The sequence below is a fragment of the Hypericibacter adhaerens genome, from assembly GCF_008728835.1.
Taxonomy (GTDB): domain Bacteria; phylum Pseudomonadota; class Alphaproteobacteria; order Dongiales; family Dongiaceae; genus Hypericibacter; species Hypericibacter adhaerens.
Window position 1 is genome coordinate 1,331,294 of sequence record NZ_CP042582.1, and the last position, 14,956, is coordinate 1,346,249.

At 66.3% G+C, this 14,956-nt stretch carries 11 protein-coding genes; 8 read left to right on the forward strand and 3 right to left on the reverse strand.

What is annotated here, in order from left to right; all coding sequences use genetic code 11:
* Nucleotides 1-79 precede the first annotated feature (79 nt).
* Together FRZ61_RS05870 and FRZ61_RS05875 are read left to right on the forward strand one after the other, a co-directional pair.
* Nucleotides 80-1,243, forward strand: a complete 1,164-nt coding sequence (locus tag FRZ61_RS05870; RefSeq protein WP_151115666.1) for a M24 family metallopeptidase — start codon at nt 80-82, stop codon at nt 1,241-1,243.
* A 48-nt stretch (nt 1,244-1,291) separates the two neighbouring features.
* Complete coding sequence (locus FRZ61_RS05875; protein ID WP_191909319.1) at nt 1,292-2,461, forward strand: M24 family metallopeptidase; 1,170 nt, start codon at nt 1,292-1,294, stop codon at nt 2,459-2,461.
* A gap of 66 nt (nt 2,462-2,527) precedes the next feature.
* Here FRZ61_RS05875 and FRZ61_RS05880 read toward each other — a convergent pair whose 3' ends face one another.
* Together FRZ61_RS05880 and xsc are read right to left on the reverse strand one after the other, a co-directional pair.
* Nucleotides 2,528-3,715, reverse strand: coding sequence for an acetate/propionate family kinase (locus FRZ61_RS05880; RefSeq protein ID WP_151115670.1), 1,188 nt, complete (start codon nt 3,713-3,715; stop codon nt 2,528-2,530).
* A 200-nt stretch (nt 3,716-3,915) separates the two neighbouring features.
* Complete coding sequence (xsc, locus tag FRZ61_RS05885) at nt 3,916-5,634, reverse strand: sulfoacetaldehyde acetyltransferase (protein WP_151115672.1); 1,719 nt, start codon at nt 5,632-5,634, stop codon at nt 3,916-3,918.
* A gap of 404 nt (nt 5,635-6,038) precedes the next feature.
* Here xsc and FRZ61_RS05890 point away from each other — a divergent pair, with 404 nt between their 5' ends.
* On the forward strand, nt 6,039-6,962 hold the full coding sequence (locus tag FRZ61_RS05890) for an IS110 family RNA-guided transposase (RefSeq protein WP_151120677.1): 924 nt from the start codon (nt 6,039-6,041) through the stop codon (nt 6,960-6,962).
* A 165-nt stretch (nt 6,963-7,127) separates the two neighbouring features.
* Here the strand turns inward: FRZ61_RS05890 and pdxR are convergent, their stop codons facing one another.
* Nucleotides 7,128-8,627 (reverse strand): MocR-like pyridoxine biosynthesis transcription factor PdxR, encoded by a 1,500-nt coding sequence (gene pdxR, locus FRZ61_RS05895; RefSeq protein ID WP_151115674.1) that lies wholly within the window; start codon nt 8,625-8,627, stop codon nt 7,128-7,130.
* 273 nt (nt 8,628-8,900) lie between these two features.
* Between pdxR and FRZ61_RS05900 the strand changes: the two genes are divergently transcribed.
* The 5 genes from FRZ61_RS05900 to FRZ61_RS05920 all read left to right on the forward strand — a co-directional run bounded on the left by FRZ61_RS05900 (nt 8,901) and on the right by FRZ61_RS05920 (nt 14,834).
* Nucleotides 8,901-10,067 (forward strand): extracellular solute-binding protein, encoded by a 1,167-nt coding sequence (locus FRZ61_RS05900; RefSeq protein WP_151115676.1) that lies wholly within the window; start codon nt 8,901-8,903, stop codon nt 10,065-10,067.
* A 210-nt stretch (nt 10,068-10,277) separates the two neighbouring features.
* Nucleotides 10,278-11,363 (forward strand): ABC transporter ATP-binding protein, encoded by a 1,086-nt coding sequence (locus FRZ61_RS05905; RefSeq protein WP_151115678.1) that lies wholly within the window; start codon nt 10,278-10,280, stop codon nt 11,361-11,363.
* The gene (locus FRZ61_RS05910) at nt 11,356-12,372 is read left to right on the forward strand and encodes an ABC transporter permease (RefSeq protein ID WP_225309143.1); all 1,017 of its coding nucleotides are present in this window, start codon (nt 11,356-11,358) and stop codon (nt 12,370-12,372) included. Before FRZ61_RS05905 ends, FRZ61_RS05910 begins: the two co-directional genes overlap by 8 nt.
* Nucleotides 12,369-13,244, forward strand: coding sequence for an ABC transporter permease (locus FRZ61_RS05915; RefSeq protein ID WP_151115680.1), 876 nt, complete (start codon nt 12,369-12,371; stop codon nt 13,242-13,244). Before FRZ61_RS05910 ends, FRZ61_RS05915 begins: the two co-directional genes overlap by 4 nt.
* A gap of 279 nt (nt 13,245-13,523) precedes the next feature.
* Nucleotides 13,524-14,834, forward strand: a complete 1,311-nt coding sequence (locus FRZ61_RS05920; protein WP_151115682.1) for an aspartate aminotransferase family protein — start codon at nt 13,524-13,526, stop codon at nt 14,832-14,834.
* Nucleotides 14,835-14,956: the final 122 nt, after the last annotated feature.

The window sequence follows — 14,956 nt, forward strand, 5'->3', positions numbered from 1 at the left end:
GCGGCGCCCTTTCCAAGATCGAGATTTCCACGCTCGCCTCTTCCCCTGAGATGAGGCGAAGCGCGAATGCAGGGTTGAAATGGCACGAGAATATCTCGCTTTCGGCCAAGCCGAATACCGCGACAGGATGGCGCGCGCGCGGGCGACGATGCGGGAAAACGGGCTCGACGCGGTCATCATCGTCTCGCCCGAATCGCTCTACTATCTCTCCGGTTACGATTCATGGACCTCGGCGGTTAATCCGCAGGGGCTGGTGGTGAGTTCGGGCGAAGACAACCCGACCCTCCTCATCCGGAACTACGACTACGCGCTCGCGCGGGAGTCGACCTTCGTCGAGGATATCCGGACCTTCAGGCTTGGGATCGACAACCCGGCGGGGATGCTCGCGGATATCGTCGGGAAGAAGAGACCGGGCTATGCCCGCGTCGGCGTCGATCTGCAATCTCCCGCCGTGACCGGCCGGTTCGCGCTGGATCTGGCCGATGCGCTCGGCGGCGGCGCGCTGGTCGACGCGACCGATCTTCTGGGCGAGTTGCGATTGATCAAATCGTCGCCCGAGATCGCCTATATCCGGCAGGCCGCCGGCTATGCCGCGGCGGGGCTGGCCGAGACGAAGCGGGCCTTGCGGGCGGGACGAACCGAGATCGCCGTGGCCGCAGACGTCGAGGCCGCTGTCCGGAAGGCGGGGAGCGACTACTGGGCCATTCCGATGGAATTCACCACCGGCCCTCGAACGGCGGCGGGCCATGGGGCGCCTCGCCCGCGGGTCATCGGAGCGGGAGACCTGGCGCATTTCGAGTTTGCGGGCGTTGCGGCCCGCTATCACGTCACGGCCATGACGACCATGGCCGTGACGAGCGCCAGCAAGCGCATTCGCGACCTTCATCGGATCTGTGCGGAGTCCGTCACGGCGGGCGTGGCCGCCGTCAAGGTGGGGGCTCCCGCCGCGGCGGCCGAGATCGCGTCGTTGAGGCCGCTGGAGCGCGAAGGGATCGACGGTTTCGCGATCGCGCGGTTCGGATACGGCATCGGCGTCGCCTATCCGCCGATCTGGCTCGAGACGCTGCAGATATCCCGCACTTCGGCGCATGTCCTGCAGGCGGGGATGGTTTTCGTGCTCCATACGACGCTCACGCTTCCCGACGAGAACCTCGGTTTCATGCAAGGCGGCACCTATCTGCTGACCGAGACCGGCGTTCAGATGCTTGTCGGCGATGGCGACAGCCCTTTGGTCACCGTGTGACGGGCTTGCTCCGTTCGGGTGGCATTCCTCTTGGATGGGAGAAGGATCGTGGCTGAGGTACCGTTCGCTGCATTTTCCGAAACGGAGCATCGCGCGCGCCTGGCACGCGCCCGGACGGCGCTCGGCGAGGCAGAATTCGACGGCTGCATCGTTATCGCACCGGAGAACCTTTTCTATCTCGCCGGCTACGATTCCATCTCTTCATATGTCGGTCCGCAGGCGCTGGTTTTCAGCGCCAAGGGCGGTGGTGATCCGACGCTCCTGGTACGTGACTTGGACTTGCCCTTGGTGCGAGAGACGAGCTGGATCAAGGACGTCCGCACCTACCATCTCAACCAGGACGATGTGGGTGCGCTTCTCGCGGCCATCGTGCAGGAAAAGGGGCCCGGCAAGGGAAACTGGGGGCTCGAAGTCAATTCCTATGCGGTGACGGCGGGCTACGCGAAGCTGCTGGGCGACGCCCTTCCCGCGCTGCGCTTCAAGGATGTGGGGCCCCTCCTGAGCCGGCTTCAATACATCAAGTCGGCGGCAGAAATTGCCTATGTCCGGGAGGCGGCCGGTTACGCCAATGTCGGCGTCGCGGCGGCCCGCGAGGCGCTTCGGGCGGGAATGAAGGAAACCGCCCTTTGTGCCGCAGTGGAGGGCGCCGTGCGCAGGGCAGGGAGCGACTACCCGGCGATTCCGACCGAATGTGCCAGCGGCAGCCGCTCGGCCGGCGGGCATGCGACGGCGATGCCGAAGATCATCGGCCCCAACGAGCTCGTGCATCTCGAGTTCGCCGGTGTAGCGCGCCGCTATCACAGCGTTTCCATGCTGACGATGGCTACGGGCGATCCGGGGCCGCGCGCGCGATGGCTTTACGGCGTGGCGTTGGAATCGCTGCAGAAGGGTCTGGAGGCCTGCCGGCCGGGCGCCAGCGTCGTCGATATCGACAACGCATCCCTCGCGCCCATCATCAAGGCGGGCATAGGTCATGCCGCGCAGATGCGATTCGGGGTTGGGATCGGGATCGGCTATCCGCCGGTATGGGTGGGCACGTTCCAGATCGATCGGTTCTCCGACGGCGTGCTACACCCCGGTATGGTCTTCTATGTGCATGCTTGGCTGTCTTTGGCGGATGAAAGGCTGGGCGTCATGCTGGGCGGCAGCTATCTCGTCGGCGAGACCGCCGTGGAGCAATTGTCGGGAGCGGGTCCGGTCGAGTTGTTCACCGCCTAAGTTCCCCAGCCCGTGAGCCCACCCTCTGGATCGTAGGGCCTGGTTCCTGGGTACTGATTCCAGTCGTCAAAGCTCCAGGAGTCGCGCCGTGTGGCGGGCGATGACCAGTTCCTCGTCGGTCGGGACGGTATAGGCGGCGGTCCTGGCCTTGGTGCGGGTCAGCAGGGGGCCGCCGCGCGCGTTGGCCGCTTCGTCGAGTTCGATCCCGAGCCAGGCGAGGTCGCGGCAGACGCGGGCGCGGATCGGCGCCGCGTTCTCGCCGACGCCGCCGGTGAAGACCAGCGCGTCGAGCCCGCCCAACGCCGCGGCGAGCGAGCCGGTGTGGCGGACGATGGCATAGCAATATTGCTCGATGGCGGCGGCGGCGCGCGGCTCGGGGCTCTCCAGCAGCGTCTTCATGTCGGCGCTGAAGCCGGAGAGGCCCAGGAGGCCGCTCTTGTTGTAGAGCAGGTCCTCGAGCGCCTTGAGGTCCATCTTCTCCTCGCGGATGAGATGGAGGAGGGCGCCGGGATCGAGACTGCCGATGCGCGTGCCCATCACGATGCCGTCGAGCGTGGAGAAACCCATGGTGGTGGCGTGGCCCTTGCCGTCGAGCACGGCCGCCATGCTCGCGCCATTGCCGAGATGGGCGATGACGAGGCGCTTCGGCAGCGTTCCGCCGAGAAGCTGGCGCAGACGGCCGGTCACGTATTCGTAGGAAAGGCCGTGGAAACCGTAGCGGCGCATGCCCTTGGCTTCATAGGCGGCGGGCAGGCCGAGGCTGCGGGCCGTCGCCGGCATGAAGGCGTGGAAGGCGGTGTCGAAGCAGGCGACCTGCGGCAGTGCCGGATGCTGCGCCATCAGCGCGCGGATCGCGGCGACATTGTGCGGCTGGTGATGCGGTGCCAGCGGCTCCAGCGCCGAGAGCGCGTCGAGGATTTCGGGCGTGATGCGCTCGGGGGCCGCGAAGCGCGTGCCGCCATGGACGACGCGGTGGCCGGCGCCGGCGAGGTCCTGGCCCAGACCGTTGGTCGCCAGCCAATCGGGCAGGAGCAGCAGCGCGTCGGCGTGGTTGCGGATGGCGGCGAGCGTTGCCGCGTCCGGCGATGGGAGCGGATGGCCGTCGGCGGATTTCGCCGAAAAGGCGAGGGCGCGGCCGATGCCGGCGAACTGGCCGCGGGCGAGTGGTGCGGGATCGGCGCCGGCGCTGGGCCGGTAGAGCGCGAATTTGAGGCTCGAGGAGCCGGCGTTGAGGATGAGGAGCGGGGCGGTCATGGAGACATGTTCCCCGCGAAACCACGCTTGCGGCAACCCCTCCCCCTACCCCCTCCCGCAAGGGGAGGGGGCTGGAATTTTGCCAGCTCGCCTTTTCTCTTTCGGCTTACGAAGGGACGCGGGAACCCCCAACCGTCTCGCCCCCTCCCCTTGCGGGAGGGGGTAGGGGGAGGGGAGTTGCCGCTCGGTGCGAGAGGCAATCAGCTCACCGAGTACGCCTTGTATTTCTCCAGCAGACGCTGCGGCTTCTTCAGGGCGTCGCGGCGGAAGGGATCGCCGAGTTCCTGGGTCGCCATGATCTCGAGCACGCAAGGGCGGTTGGAGGCGATCGCGGTCTTGAGCGCATCGCCGACCTGGTCCGGATGATCGACCTTGATGCCCTTCGCCCCCATCGATTCCGCGATCGCGGCGAAGCTCGGATTCTTCAGGTTGGTGCCGACATAGCGGTCGGCGAAGAAATCGACCTGGTTCTTCTTCTCCGCCCCCCACTGGCCGTTGTTGAACACCACGGCGATGGCCGGGATGTTCTCGCGCACGCAAGTGAGGGTCTCCTGGAGGCTCATGCCCCAGGCGCCGTCGCCGACATAGGCGACCGCAGGGCGGTCGGGCGCGCCCACCTTGGCGCCGATCGCGGTCGGATAGGCATAGCCGCAATTGCCGAAGCTCATGGCGGCGAAGAAGCTGCGCGGCTTGTCGAAGCGCAGGTAGCTGTTCGAGACCGAGCAGATATTGCCGATGTCGGTCGTGACCATCGCGTTCTTCGGCATCGCCTTCTCAAGCTCGCGCAGTGCGCGGCGGGGCGCGATCGGCGAGCCGTCGGCCTGGCCCCAGCCGTTGAGCTCGGTCTCCCAGGCCTCCTTCTGCTTCTTCACCTCGGCCAGCCGCTGCTCCTTGTTGCCGTGGGCCGCGACCTTGAGGTTGCCGGTCTGGAGCCGCTGCAGCATCGCCGCCGCCGACGGCTTGGCGTCGCCATTGACGCCGACCGAGATCGGCTTCACCAGCCCCAGCATGCGGGCGTTGCTGTCGACCTGAATGATCTTCGCCTGCTTCGGCCAGTAATCGAGGCCGTGCTGCGGCAGGGTCCCGAACGGCCCGAGCCGGGTGCCCAGCGCCAGCACCACGTCGGCCTGGGCGATGAGCTTCATCGCCGCCTTCGAACCCTGATAGCCGAGCGGCCCGCACATCAGCGGATGGCCGGCGGGGAAGGCGTCGTTATGGAGATAGGAGGTCACGACCGGGGCCGAGAGATATTCGGCGAGCGCCACGGCCTCGGCCTGGCCGTCCGACATGATCACGCCGCCGCCCGCGACGATGACCGGGAACTTCGCCTCGGCCAGGAGCTTCGCCGCCTCGTTGAGGCTCTGCTCGCCGCCGGCCGAGCGCTCGACATGGATCGGCTTGGGCAGCGTGATGTCCACCTCGCCATAGAAGATGTCGCGCGGGATGTTGAGCTGGGTGGGGCCGCGCTCGAGCAGCGCATAGTCGAAGCAGCGGCTGGTCAGCTCGGCGAGGCGATCCTGCCGGGTCACATGGGCCTGGTATTTGGTGATCTTGGAGAAGATCGGGAGCTGCTCGGTCTCCTGGAAGCCGCCGAGCCCCATGGTGTTGGAGCCGGTCTCGGGCGTGATCACCACGACGGGCGAATGGGCCCAGTAGGCCGCGGCCACCGCGGTGACGAAGTTGGTGATGCCCGGGCCGTTCTGCGCGATGCAGACGCCCTGCTTGTTGAGCACGCGCGAATAGCCGTCGGCCATGTGGGCGGCGCCCTGCTCGTGGCAGACCGAGATGAAGCGGATGCCGGCGGCGGGGAACAGGTCGAGCGCGTCCATATAGGCGGAGCCGACGATGCCGAACACGTCCTTCACGCCGTGGGCGGCGAGCGTCTCGACGAAAGCCTCGCTGGCGGTCATGCGGGTCATGGCGATTGCCTCATCTCCAGATCGGGTTTGCGGCTGCGGCGGGCGAGGTTGCGTCGATCGCGCCCAAGCCCCGGCGAAGCCAGGGATTTCCTGAGCCTGTGGTAGCGCCGGTGCCGGCCGGGAAGCTAGGGCCAGCGGGGTGCTTTCCCGGGGGCCAGGATTTGAACGCGCTGTTGCAACGAACTCGCGAGACCCCTCCCCCTACCCTTGTATCTAGACAAGGGTATCCGGTCATGAATGATCGACACGGTTGCAAGCGGAAGCCCGTCAACCCTCTGGTTTTGAAGACCGTGGGAGAGCTGGGGGCTCCGCTTGCAGGTTCTCCGAGCCCGAACAGTCGCCGGGGCCGCGCTGCGAGCCCGTATCTGCAAGGTCGGGCGAAGAGCCGCAGAAAGGGACCGGGAATGTTCGTTGGGATCGATGTTTCGAAGGCTCGGCTGGATGTGCACGTCCGGCCGACGGGTGCGGCCTTTAGCGTCGCGCGCGACGAGGAAGGTCTGGCGGCTTTGGTTGCCCGGCTGAAGGCACTGGCGCCAAAGTTGGTCGTGCTGGAGGCGACGGGAGGCCTGCAGTTGCGGGCCGCGGCGGTGCTGGCGGCGGCCGGGCTGCCGGTGGCGGTGGTCAACCCGCGTCAAGTCCGTGACTTTGCCCGCGCCACGGGCCGCCTGGCCAAGACTGACGCGCTCGACGCCGAGGCGATCGCCCGGTTTGCCGAGGCGGTCCAGCCGGAACCCCGGCCTCTGCCCGATGCCGAGACCGACCGGCTCAACGGCTTGATCGTCCGCCGGCGCCAGATCGTCGAGATGATGACCGCGGAGAAGAACCGGCGCCATCAGGTGACCCGGCCCGATCTCAAGGCCGATCTCGATGCTCATCTCGAATGGCTGGGCAAGGCCTTGAACCGGATCGACGAGGATCTCGACAATGCCGTGCGCTCCAGCCCGATCTTCCGAGCCAAGGAAGAATTGCTGAAAAGCGTCCCAGGGATCGGTGATGTCGCGTCTCGCACCCTGCTGGCCGAGCTGCCCGAACTGGGCCGCCTCACCCGGCGTCAGATCGCTGCCTTGGTCGGCTTGGCACCCTTCAATCGCGACAGCGGCACCCTGCGCGGCCAGCGCACCATCTGGGGCGGGCGCGCCGCCTTGCGGGCAACGCTCTACATGGCCGCCCTGGCCGCCATTCGCCACAATCCCGCGATCAAGGCCTTCCATGCTCGCCTGCGGGCGGCCGGCAAGCCGGCCAAGGTCGCCATCACCGCCTGCATGCGAAAGCTGCTCGTCACCCTCAATGCCATGGTTCGCGACAACAAACCCTGGCAAACCGCTTGACTGGCAACACAGTCGCTCTCCCGCAAGGGGAGGGGGCGAGATGTTTGATGTGTTCGCCCCCTCCTTGGTGGGAGAGACGTGATGTTTGTTGTTCTAGCCCCCTCCCCTTGCGGGAGGGGGTAGGGGGAGGGAAAGCGCGGTGCACGAAGTCGCGCCGCGCCAACACTATCCCATCTGCTTGCGCAGGATCTCGCCCAGGAGCTTGATCCCCGGCTCGATCTTCTCGAGCGCGATCGAGGAGAAGCCCAAGCGGAAGAAGCGGCGCGGCGCGTCCTGGGCCTGGAAATGCCAGTCGCCGCGCTCGATCAGGATGCCCTGCTTGGCAGCGGCGGCCTCGAGCAGCCGCGCGTCGAGCCCGGGCGGCCCCTCCACCCAATAGGCCGTGCCGCCCTGGCTCTGCTGCCAGCGGCATTCGGGCAGGTGGCGCGTCAGCGCCTCGCCCATCGCCTTCCAGCGATCCTTGTAGATCTGGCTGAGGCGGCGCAGCAGCGCGTCGTGATGGCCGTCGGCGAGGAAGAGCGCGATGGTGCGCTGGTTGTTGGCCGGCGGATGGCGCAGCATCAGGCGCCGCAGCGCACGCGCCTCGCGGATGAAGGGCTCGGGGCCCACCATGTAGCCGAGCCGCAGGCCCGGGGCGAGGGTCTTGGAGAGGCTCGCCACGAAGATCACGCGGCCGCTGCGATCGAGCGACTTCAGGGCCGGCGAGGGCGTGCCCTGATGGTTGATCTCGCTCTCGTAATCGTCCTCGACCACGACGATGTCGTTGGCCGCGGCCGACTGCAGCAGGGCGCGCCTGCGGGCCAGCGACATGGTGGCGGTGGTGGGGAACTGGTGGCTCGGCGTCGCATAGACATAATCGCAAGCGGCGAGGCGCTCATCGACCACCAGCCCCTCGCGGTCGATCGCGAGCGGGACCAGCTCGGCGCCGCGCAGGCTGAAGATGTTGCGCGCATCGACATAGCCCGGATCCTCGATGCCGACGCGCGTCCCGGCATCGATCAGCAGGCTCGCGATCAGGTAGAGCGCCTGCTGCGCGCCCACGGTGACGAGGATCTCGTCATTGCCGACCCGCACGCCGCGCCGCGGCAGGAGGCGGGTGCGGATCTGCTCGACCAGGAGCGGATCGTCTTCGGTGAAGAGGTCGCGCGACCATTCCTTGACCGACCCGCGGCCGAGCGCCTGGCGGGAGCAGTCGCGCCAGGCCGCGATCGGGAACAGTGCCGGGTCGACCTGGCCATAGATGAAAGGGAAGGGGTAGTCCTGCCAGTTGCGTGGCTTCTCGATATTGTGCTGTGCCGTCGGGCGGACGCGAAACCTGTCCGCCCAGTCCACCCCGGCTGGCCGTTCCTTGGCATTTGCACCGGTTGCGGTTTCCCGCGCCGCCGATACCACCGGTGGCTGGGCGCGTCCCGAGAGCACATCGGGCGCCACGAAATAGCCGCTGCGCTGGCGGGCGACGAGAAAACCTTCCTCGACCAGATCCTGATAGGCGAGCGCCACCGTGTTGCGGGCGACATTGAGCGTCTGCGCCATCTTCCGGCAGGAGGGGAGCGCCGTACCGGCCGGAATCTGGCCTTCCAGGATCGCGTCGACCAGCATGCGCCGGAGCTGCGCCTGGAGCGTGGTCTTGCCGTCCGGCTCGAAATGGAAAAGCTGTTCCCGCATTCACGCTCATTCCGGGCCGTCGGAAGCCGTGGCCGGCGAAATCTCCTTGACTGGCTCTGTTTCACTAGTCGATTGTAACAATACGATCAATTGGCGAAGAATCCCCAGCTTTTCTGCCGATTTCAACCCGGAAGCCGGTCACGTGGATGTCATAAATCCGTCGTGTGCCGGCGCTACAACGAGCGGTCCCCCCCGGGAGAATCGAATCAGAACCAAAAGCCAAGGGGGCGCGCGGTACAGGCTTCATACACATCCAAGACAGGGAGTTCTCTGATGACTGCCAAGAAACCGGCCTCGTCGGCTGAGTTGACGCTGAGCGCTGCACGCCGCTTCAGCCGCCGCACGATGCTGAAGACCGCCACCGCGGCGGGTGCCGCGCTGGCCGTTGGCCCGTGGCTGGTGAAGGATGCATTCTCATCCTCGGGCGAGCTCAATCTTCTCAACTGGTCGGACGAATTGCCCGACCCGGTCGTTCCGGACTTCACGAAGAAGACCGGCATCAAGGTAAACACGACGCCCTTCTCGCAGAACGAGGAGCAGATCAACAAGCTCCAGGCGACCGGCGGCGAAGGCTTCGACCTCTATCAGCCGACACGCGATCGCCAGCCGCAGTTCAAGGATCTGGGGCTGACCGCGGCGCTCGATCCGAAGAAGCTCGATAACAGCCACGTCCTGCCCTCCTTCATCGAAGCGACGAAGATCTGGGAGTGGGATGGCGGTCTGCATTGGCTGCCGCATTGCTGGGGCAGCGAGGCGATCTCCTGGCGCACCGACCTGACCAAGCTCGAATACAAGACGCTGAGCTACGGCACGCTCTGGAACGACGAATACAAGGGCAAGGTGCAGGGCCGTCCGCATTCGCTGCTGCTCGGCATCGGCCTCTGGATGGACGCGACGGGCAAGCTGCCCTCCAACCGCATGGCCGACGCCTTCAAGGATCCGGACACCTTCAAGAAGATCTACGACGTGATCCTGCCCTTCGCGATCGAACACAAGCCCTGGATCAAGCAGTTCTGGGACAGCGCCGACAACACCAAGTCCGGCCTCCTGGAGAACGGCGTGGTGATCGGCCAGACCTGGGACGGCCCCGCGCTCAGCCTCAAGAAGGACGGCAAGCCCGTCAGCTACATGGCGCCGCAGGAAGGCGCCATCGCCTGGATCGACGGCTGGTCGCTCTCCTCGGGCGCCAAGAACGTCGACCAGGCCTATGAGTGGCTGAACTACGTCCACACGCCGGAAGCTTCGGCCAAGGTGGCGGACGGTTCGGGCTACAACCCGATCGCCAAGGGCTCCGACGTCCTCCTGTCGGACGCCGCGAAGAAGAACTTCCAGGAAGCCTATCCGGAAGACGCGCTCGACAAGCTCTGGAACCGCATCCCCGAGCCGTCCTGGTTCGGCGATCTGCGCGGCGAGTATGCGGAGAAATACAAGGCGTCTTGATCGGCTGAGCCTCCAGTGACCATGCTGCATCCCGGCCCCGCTTGGGCCGGGATGCTTGCATTGGACCAGGGCTGCCTTGCGTCCGCGCGAGAGCCTCGCGCCGCCCCATGCAGCCCTGCAGGTTGCAGCGGACCGGTCCACGTCGGTGGAGCGGCCGTCGGGCATGCCTGAGGCCGGTTCCGAGAGTCAGGGAAGGGGAAGTCTCGATCCATGAGTGCGGATGTCGAGCTCGACCGGGTGACGATACGCTTCGGCAACTTTACCGCGGTCAAGAGTGCCTCTCTCAAGATCAATAACGGGGAATTCTTCAGCTTCCTCGGCCCCTCGGGCTGCGGCAAGACGACGATCCTGCGCACCATCTCGGGCTTCCTCGATCCCTCCGAGGGGACGGTGCGGATCGGCGGCAAGGATATGAGGGGCATCGGGCCCAACAAGCGCCCGACCGCGCTCATCTTCCAGAACCTGGCCCTGTTCCCGCTGATGACGGTGGCGGAGAACATCTCCTACGGCCTCCGGGTGCAGGGCGCCTCGCGCGCCGACCAGCGCCAGCGCGCCGACGAGCTGCTCTCGCTGATCGCGCTGCCCGGCCAGGGCGACAAGAAGATCGGCGAGCTCTCGGGCGGCCAGAAGCAGCGCGTGGCGATCGCGCGCGCGCTCGCGGTGCAGCCGAGCGTGCTGCTGCTGGACGAGCCGCTCTCGGCCCTCGATCTCAAGCTCCGGCAGCATATGCGCAACGAGCTGCGCGCGATCCAGCGCCGGGTCGGCATCACCTTCATCTACATCACGCACGACCAGGGCGAAGCCCTCACCATGTCGGACCGCATCGCGGTCATGAACGAAGGGGTGATCGAGCAGGTCGCCGACGGCAAGACGATCTATGACAATCCGGCGACCGGCTTCGTCGCTTCCTTCGTCGGCGAGAACAATCCCTTCGCCGGCAAGGTGATGGCGCTCGAGAACGGCGACGCCATCCTCGACACGCCCGTCGGGCGCCTGCGCGGTCGCAACGCCAGGAGCGTCAGGGTGGGCGACGATGCCGTGCTGTTCGTCCGGCCCGAGGCCTTCAGGCTGGGTGCCGGCACGAACGGTTCGACGCTGCAGGCGCCGGTCCTGAACGTCGCCTTCGAAGGCAATATGAGCCACATCTTCCTCAAGGGGCCGACCCGCAAGGAGATCGTGGTGACGGTCGGGCGCGGCGGTTCGGAGCGCATGCCGGCCCAGGGCGAGACGGCGGCGATCCAGTACGACCGCCAGGCCGGCCTGGTGCTGCCGGTGGGGAAGCTCGCCAGTGATTGAGCTCGGCAAGTATGTGATCTTCGGCGGGCCCGTCATCGTCATCGCCGTCTTCTGGGCGATGGCGGTGATGGAGCGGCGCCATCAGGGCGAGCCGGGCGCCAAGAATTTCTTCGGGCGCAACGGCATCGCGATCGCGGTCTTCCTGCTGGCCGCGGTCGGGCTCTGGGCGGTCATCATGATCGTCCTGCCGCAGCTCTACATGATCGATTTCTCCTTCCATCCGAAGCTGCCGCCCAAGGATTACGGCGGGCCCAACGACCATTACACGCTCGACAGCTACCGCTATTTCATCTTCGGCAGCACGACCTCGACGGATCAGCTCAACACGCTGCATCTGAAGGCGTTCTTCATGACGATCCTGGCCAGCATCCTGGTCACGGCGATCAATTTCTGCCTCTGCTACCCGCTGGCCTACTACATGGCGCAGGTGGCGAAGCCCGAGCGCCTCAGGCTCTTCATGCTGATGCTGATCGCGCCCTTCTGGGTCAACGAGATCCTGCGCGCCTTCGCCTTCCGCGTGCTGTTCAGCACCGGCGGGCTCATCAACACCGCCCTGCTCGGCCTGGGCCTCATCGGCGAGCCGATCGATTTCCTCGGGCTCGATATCGGCATGTATACGGGCCTGTCCTACGCCTACCTGTTGATGATGATGTTCCCGCTCTATAACGCGATCGAGAGCCTCGACAAGAACCAGATCGAGGCGGCGCGCGACCTGGGCGCTCCCTGGTGGCATATCCATCTCTTCGTGGTGATGCCCTTCGCCAAGCCCGGCATCGCGTCCGGCTGCACCATGGTCTTCATGCTGACGGCGGGCGCGCTCGCTGCACCCTTGATCCTGGGCGGGCCCAAGAGCCTCTGGTTCACGCCGATCGTCTATGACCGCTTCTACCAGGCCTTCAACTGGCCGCAGGGCTCGGCCTACGCCTTCATCCTGCTGCTCACCTGCATCGTCTTCGTGCTGGCGGTCTTGCGGGTGTTCCGGGTCAGTCTCGGGGAGATCACCCGATGAGCTCCCAGACCGTGATGCGGGCGATGATCGGGTTCTACATCGTCCTGTTCTTCGCCTACCTGTTCGGCCCGCTGATCGTGATGGGCATCACCGCCTTCAACACGCCGAACTACCCGCAGGCCTATCCGTTCGAGGGCTTCACGCTCAAATGGTTCGAGGCGCTCGCCAATGACGATGAGCTGCTGACGGGTCTCAAGACCTCCGTCTTCATCGGCATCGGCGTGGTCTGCGTCTCGGTGCCGGTGGGGCTCGCCGGCGCCATCATCATGACCCAGATCTATTGGCGCGCCCGCTCGCTCTATTACCTGGTCGTGGTCTCGCCGGTGCTGACGCCAGGCGTGATCCTCGGCATCTCGACCGTCATCTTCTGGAAGGACGTGACCGCCTGGACCGGGATGAAGTTCCTCTTCAACGGCTATTTTCTGACCGTCCTGGGGCAGTCCACCTTCATCTCCGCCTATTCGATGCTGGTGTTCCTTTCGCGCCTGCAGCGCTTCGACCGCGCGCAGGAGGAGGCGGCGCTCGATCTGGGCGCCAGCTATCCGCAGGTCTTCTTCCACATCCTGCTGCCCTTCCTGAAGCCCGCGATTCTTTCGGCCTCGGTGCTGGCCTTCCTCGCCTCCTTCGAGAACTACAACACCACCACCTTCTCGATCCTGGCGGAGAAGACCCTGGTGACGGTGCTGGCGGGCCGCGTGCGGCAAGGCACGACGCCGAGCCTCTCGGCACTCGCCGTCCTCATCGTGGCGATCACCATCGTCGGCGCCGTGATCTACGAGATCCTGCGCCGGCGCGAGCTGAAGAAGGCCGCGGAGGCCAAGGCCACGGCGCTCGCCGCGGAAGCGGCAACGCCGGTCGCGGTGGCGGCGTAGGGCGGCGCGGAGGGGCGGCGAAAGACCTCCTTGGCTTCATCCCGGCACTCTTCATCCGTAATCCCCGCGAAAGCGGGGATCCATCCCGGCCCAGCGCGCCGAGCTTAGTGATGGACCCCCCGCTTTCGCGGGGGTGACGGCTGGCGCGGGACTGACGCTCGGCGGGGCCTGCCCCCTCCAATTGCGCCGCCCTGTCCCTATAGGGGCTTGATCCTGGCCGATAGGATGGCCGTCAGTGCCGAAAGGCCTCTCCCATCCTTCCAGACCCAGGGTCCCGTCATGCAGTACGAAGCCAACACGCTCGAGAATCACTGGCTGCCCTTCACCTCGAATCGCGATTTCAAGCAGGAGCCGCGGCTCCTGGTGAAGGGCGAGGGGGTCTATTACTGGAACCACAAGGGCGAGAAGCTGCTCGACGGCAGCTCGGGCCTGTTCTGCGTGGCGGCCGGCCATGCCCGCAAGGAGATCGCCGAGGCGGTCGGCCGGCAGCTCCTGGAGATGGATTACGGCCCCCATTTCCAGGTGGCGCATCCGTCCTCTTTCGAGCTCGCGCGCAAGGTGGCGGCCCTGACGCCCGACGGGCTCGACTATGTCTTCTTCTGCAATTCGGGTTCGGAATCGGTCGACACCGCGATCAAGATCGCGCTCGCCTATCACCGCGCGCGCAACGACGGGCAGCGCACCCGCTTCGTCAGCCGCGAGCGCGCCTATCACGGCGTCAATATCGGCGGCGTGTCGCTCGCCGGCATGGTGCGCAACCGCGAGACCTTCGGCGCGGTGATGCCGGGCGTGGTCCATATGCGCCACACCTGGTCGCCCGACGCCCGCTTCACCCGCGGCCAGCCGGAGAAGGGCGCCGAGCTCGCCGACGACCTGCAGCGCTTCGTCGATCTCTATGGCGGCTCGACCATCGCCGCCTGCTTTGTCGAGCCGATCGCCGGCTCGACCGGCGTGCTGGTGCCGCCCAAGGGCTATCTCGAGCGGCTGCGCAAGATCTGCGACGCGCATGGCATCCTGCTGGTGTTCGACGAGGTCATCTGCGGCTTCGGGCGCACGGGCAAGGCCTTCGCCGCGCAGAGCTTCGGCGTGACGCCCGACATGATCACCATGGCCAAGGCGCTCACCAATGGCGCCCAGCCGATGGGGGCGGTCGCCGTCAGCGACAAGATCTACGGCACCATCGTCGACAGCGCCCCCGACCATGCGGTCGAGCTCTTCCACGGCTATACCTACTCGGCCCATCCCGCCGCCTGTGCCGCGGGTATTGCCGCGCTCACGATCTACGAGAAGGAAGGCCTGTTCCAGCGCGCGGCCGAGATGTCGCCCTATTTTCTCGACGCGGTCTATTCGCTCAAAGGCATCCCCGCCGTCACGGACATCCGCGGCTACGGCATGCTCGCCGGCATCGATCTCGCCACGGACGGCAGGCCGGGCGTGCGCGGCTACGACGCCACCAAGCGCCTCTTCGCCGCGGGGCTGCATGTCAAGTTCACCGGCGACGCCGGGATCATCGCGCCGCCCTTCGTTGCGGAGAAGTCGCATATCGACCAGATGATCGATATCCTGCGCAAGGTGTTCAGCCAGTACTGATCCTCGGGCGCAGCAGTTCCTCACCCCCAACCCTCTTCGCGTTCCCAGCCACCACCGCCCGGCTTGTCATCCCCGCGAAAGCGGGGATCCATTTCGAGGCTTGGTGACCTGGATCAGGATGG

What these genes read in the sequence shown, in the direction of transcription:
- FRZ61_RS05870 (WP_151115666.1), top strand. Translation starts at nt 80, where the DNA reads ATGGCACGAGAATATCTCGCTTTCGGCCAAGCCGAATACCGCGACAGG.
- FRZ61_RS05880 (WP_151115670.1), bottom strand. Translation starts at nt 3,715, where the DNA reads ATGACCGCCCCGCTCCTCATCCTCAACGCCGGCTCCTCGAGCCTCAAA.
- xsc (WP_151115672.1), bottom strand. Translation starts at nt 5,634, where the DNA reads ATGACCCGCATGACCGCCAGCGAGGCTTTCGTCGAGACGCTCGCCGCC.
- FRZ61_RS05890 (WP_151120677.1), top strand. Translation starts at nt 6,039, where the DNA reads ATGTTCGTTGGGATCGATGTTTCGAAGGCTCGGCTGGATGTGCACGTC.
- pdxR (WP_151115674.1), bottom strand. Translation starts at nt 8,627, where the DNA reads ATGCGGGAACAGCTTTTCCATTTCGAGCCGGACGGCAAGACCACGCTC.
- FRZ61_RS05900 (WP_151115676.1), top strand. Translation starts at nt 8,901, where the DNA reads ATGACTGCCAAGAAACCGGCCTCGTCGGCTGAGTTGACGCTGAGCGCT.
- FRZ61_RS05905 (WP_151115678.1), top strand. Translation starts at nt 10,278, where the DNA reads ATGAGTGCGGATGTCGAGCTCGACCGGGTGACGATACGCTTCGGCAAC.
- FRZ61_RS05915 (WP_151115680.1), top strand. Translation starts at nt 12,369, where the DNA reads ATGAGCTCCCAGACCGTGATGCGGGCGATGATCGGGTTCTACATCGTC.
- FRZ61_RS05920 (WP_151115682.1), top strand. Translation starts at nt 13,524, where the DNA reads ATGCAGTACGAAGCCAACACGCTCGAGAATCACTGGCTGCCCTTCACC.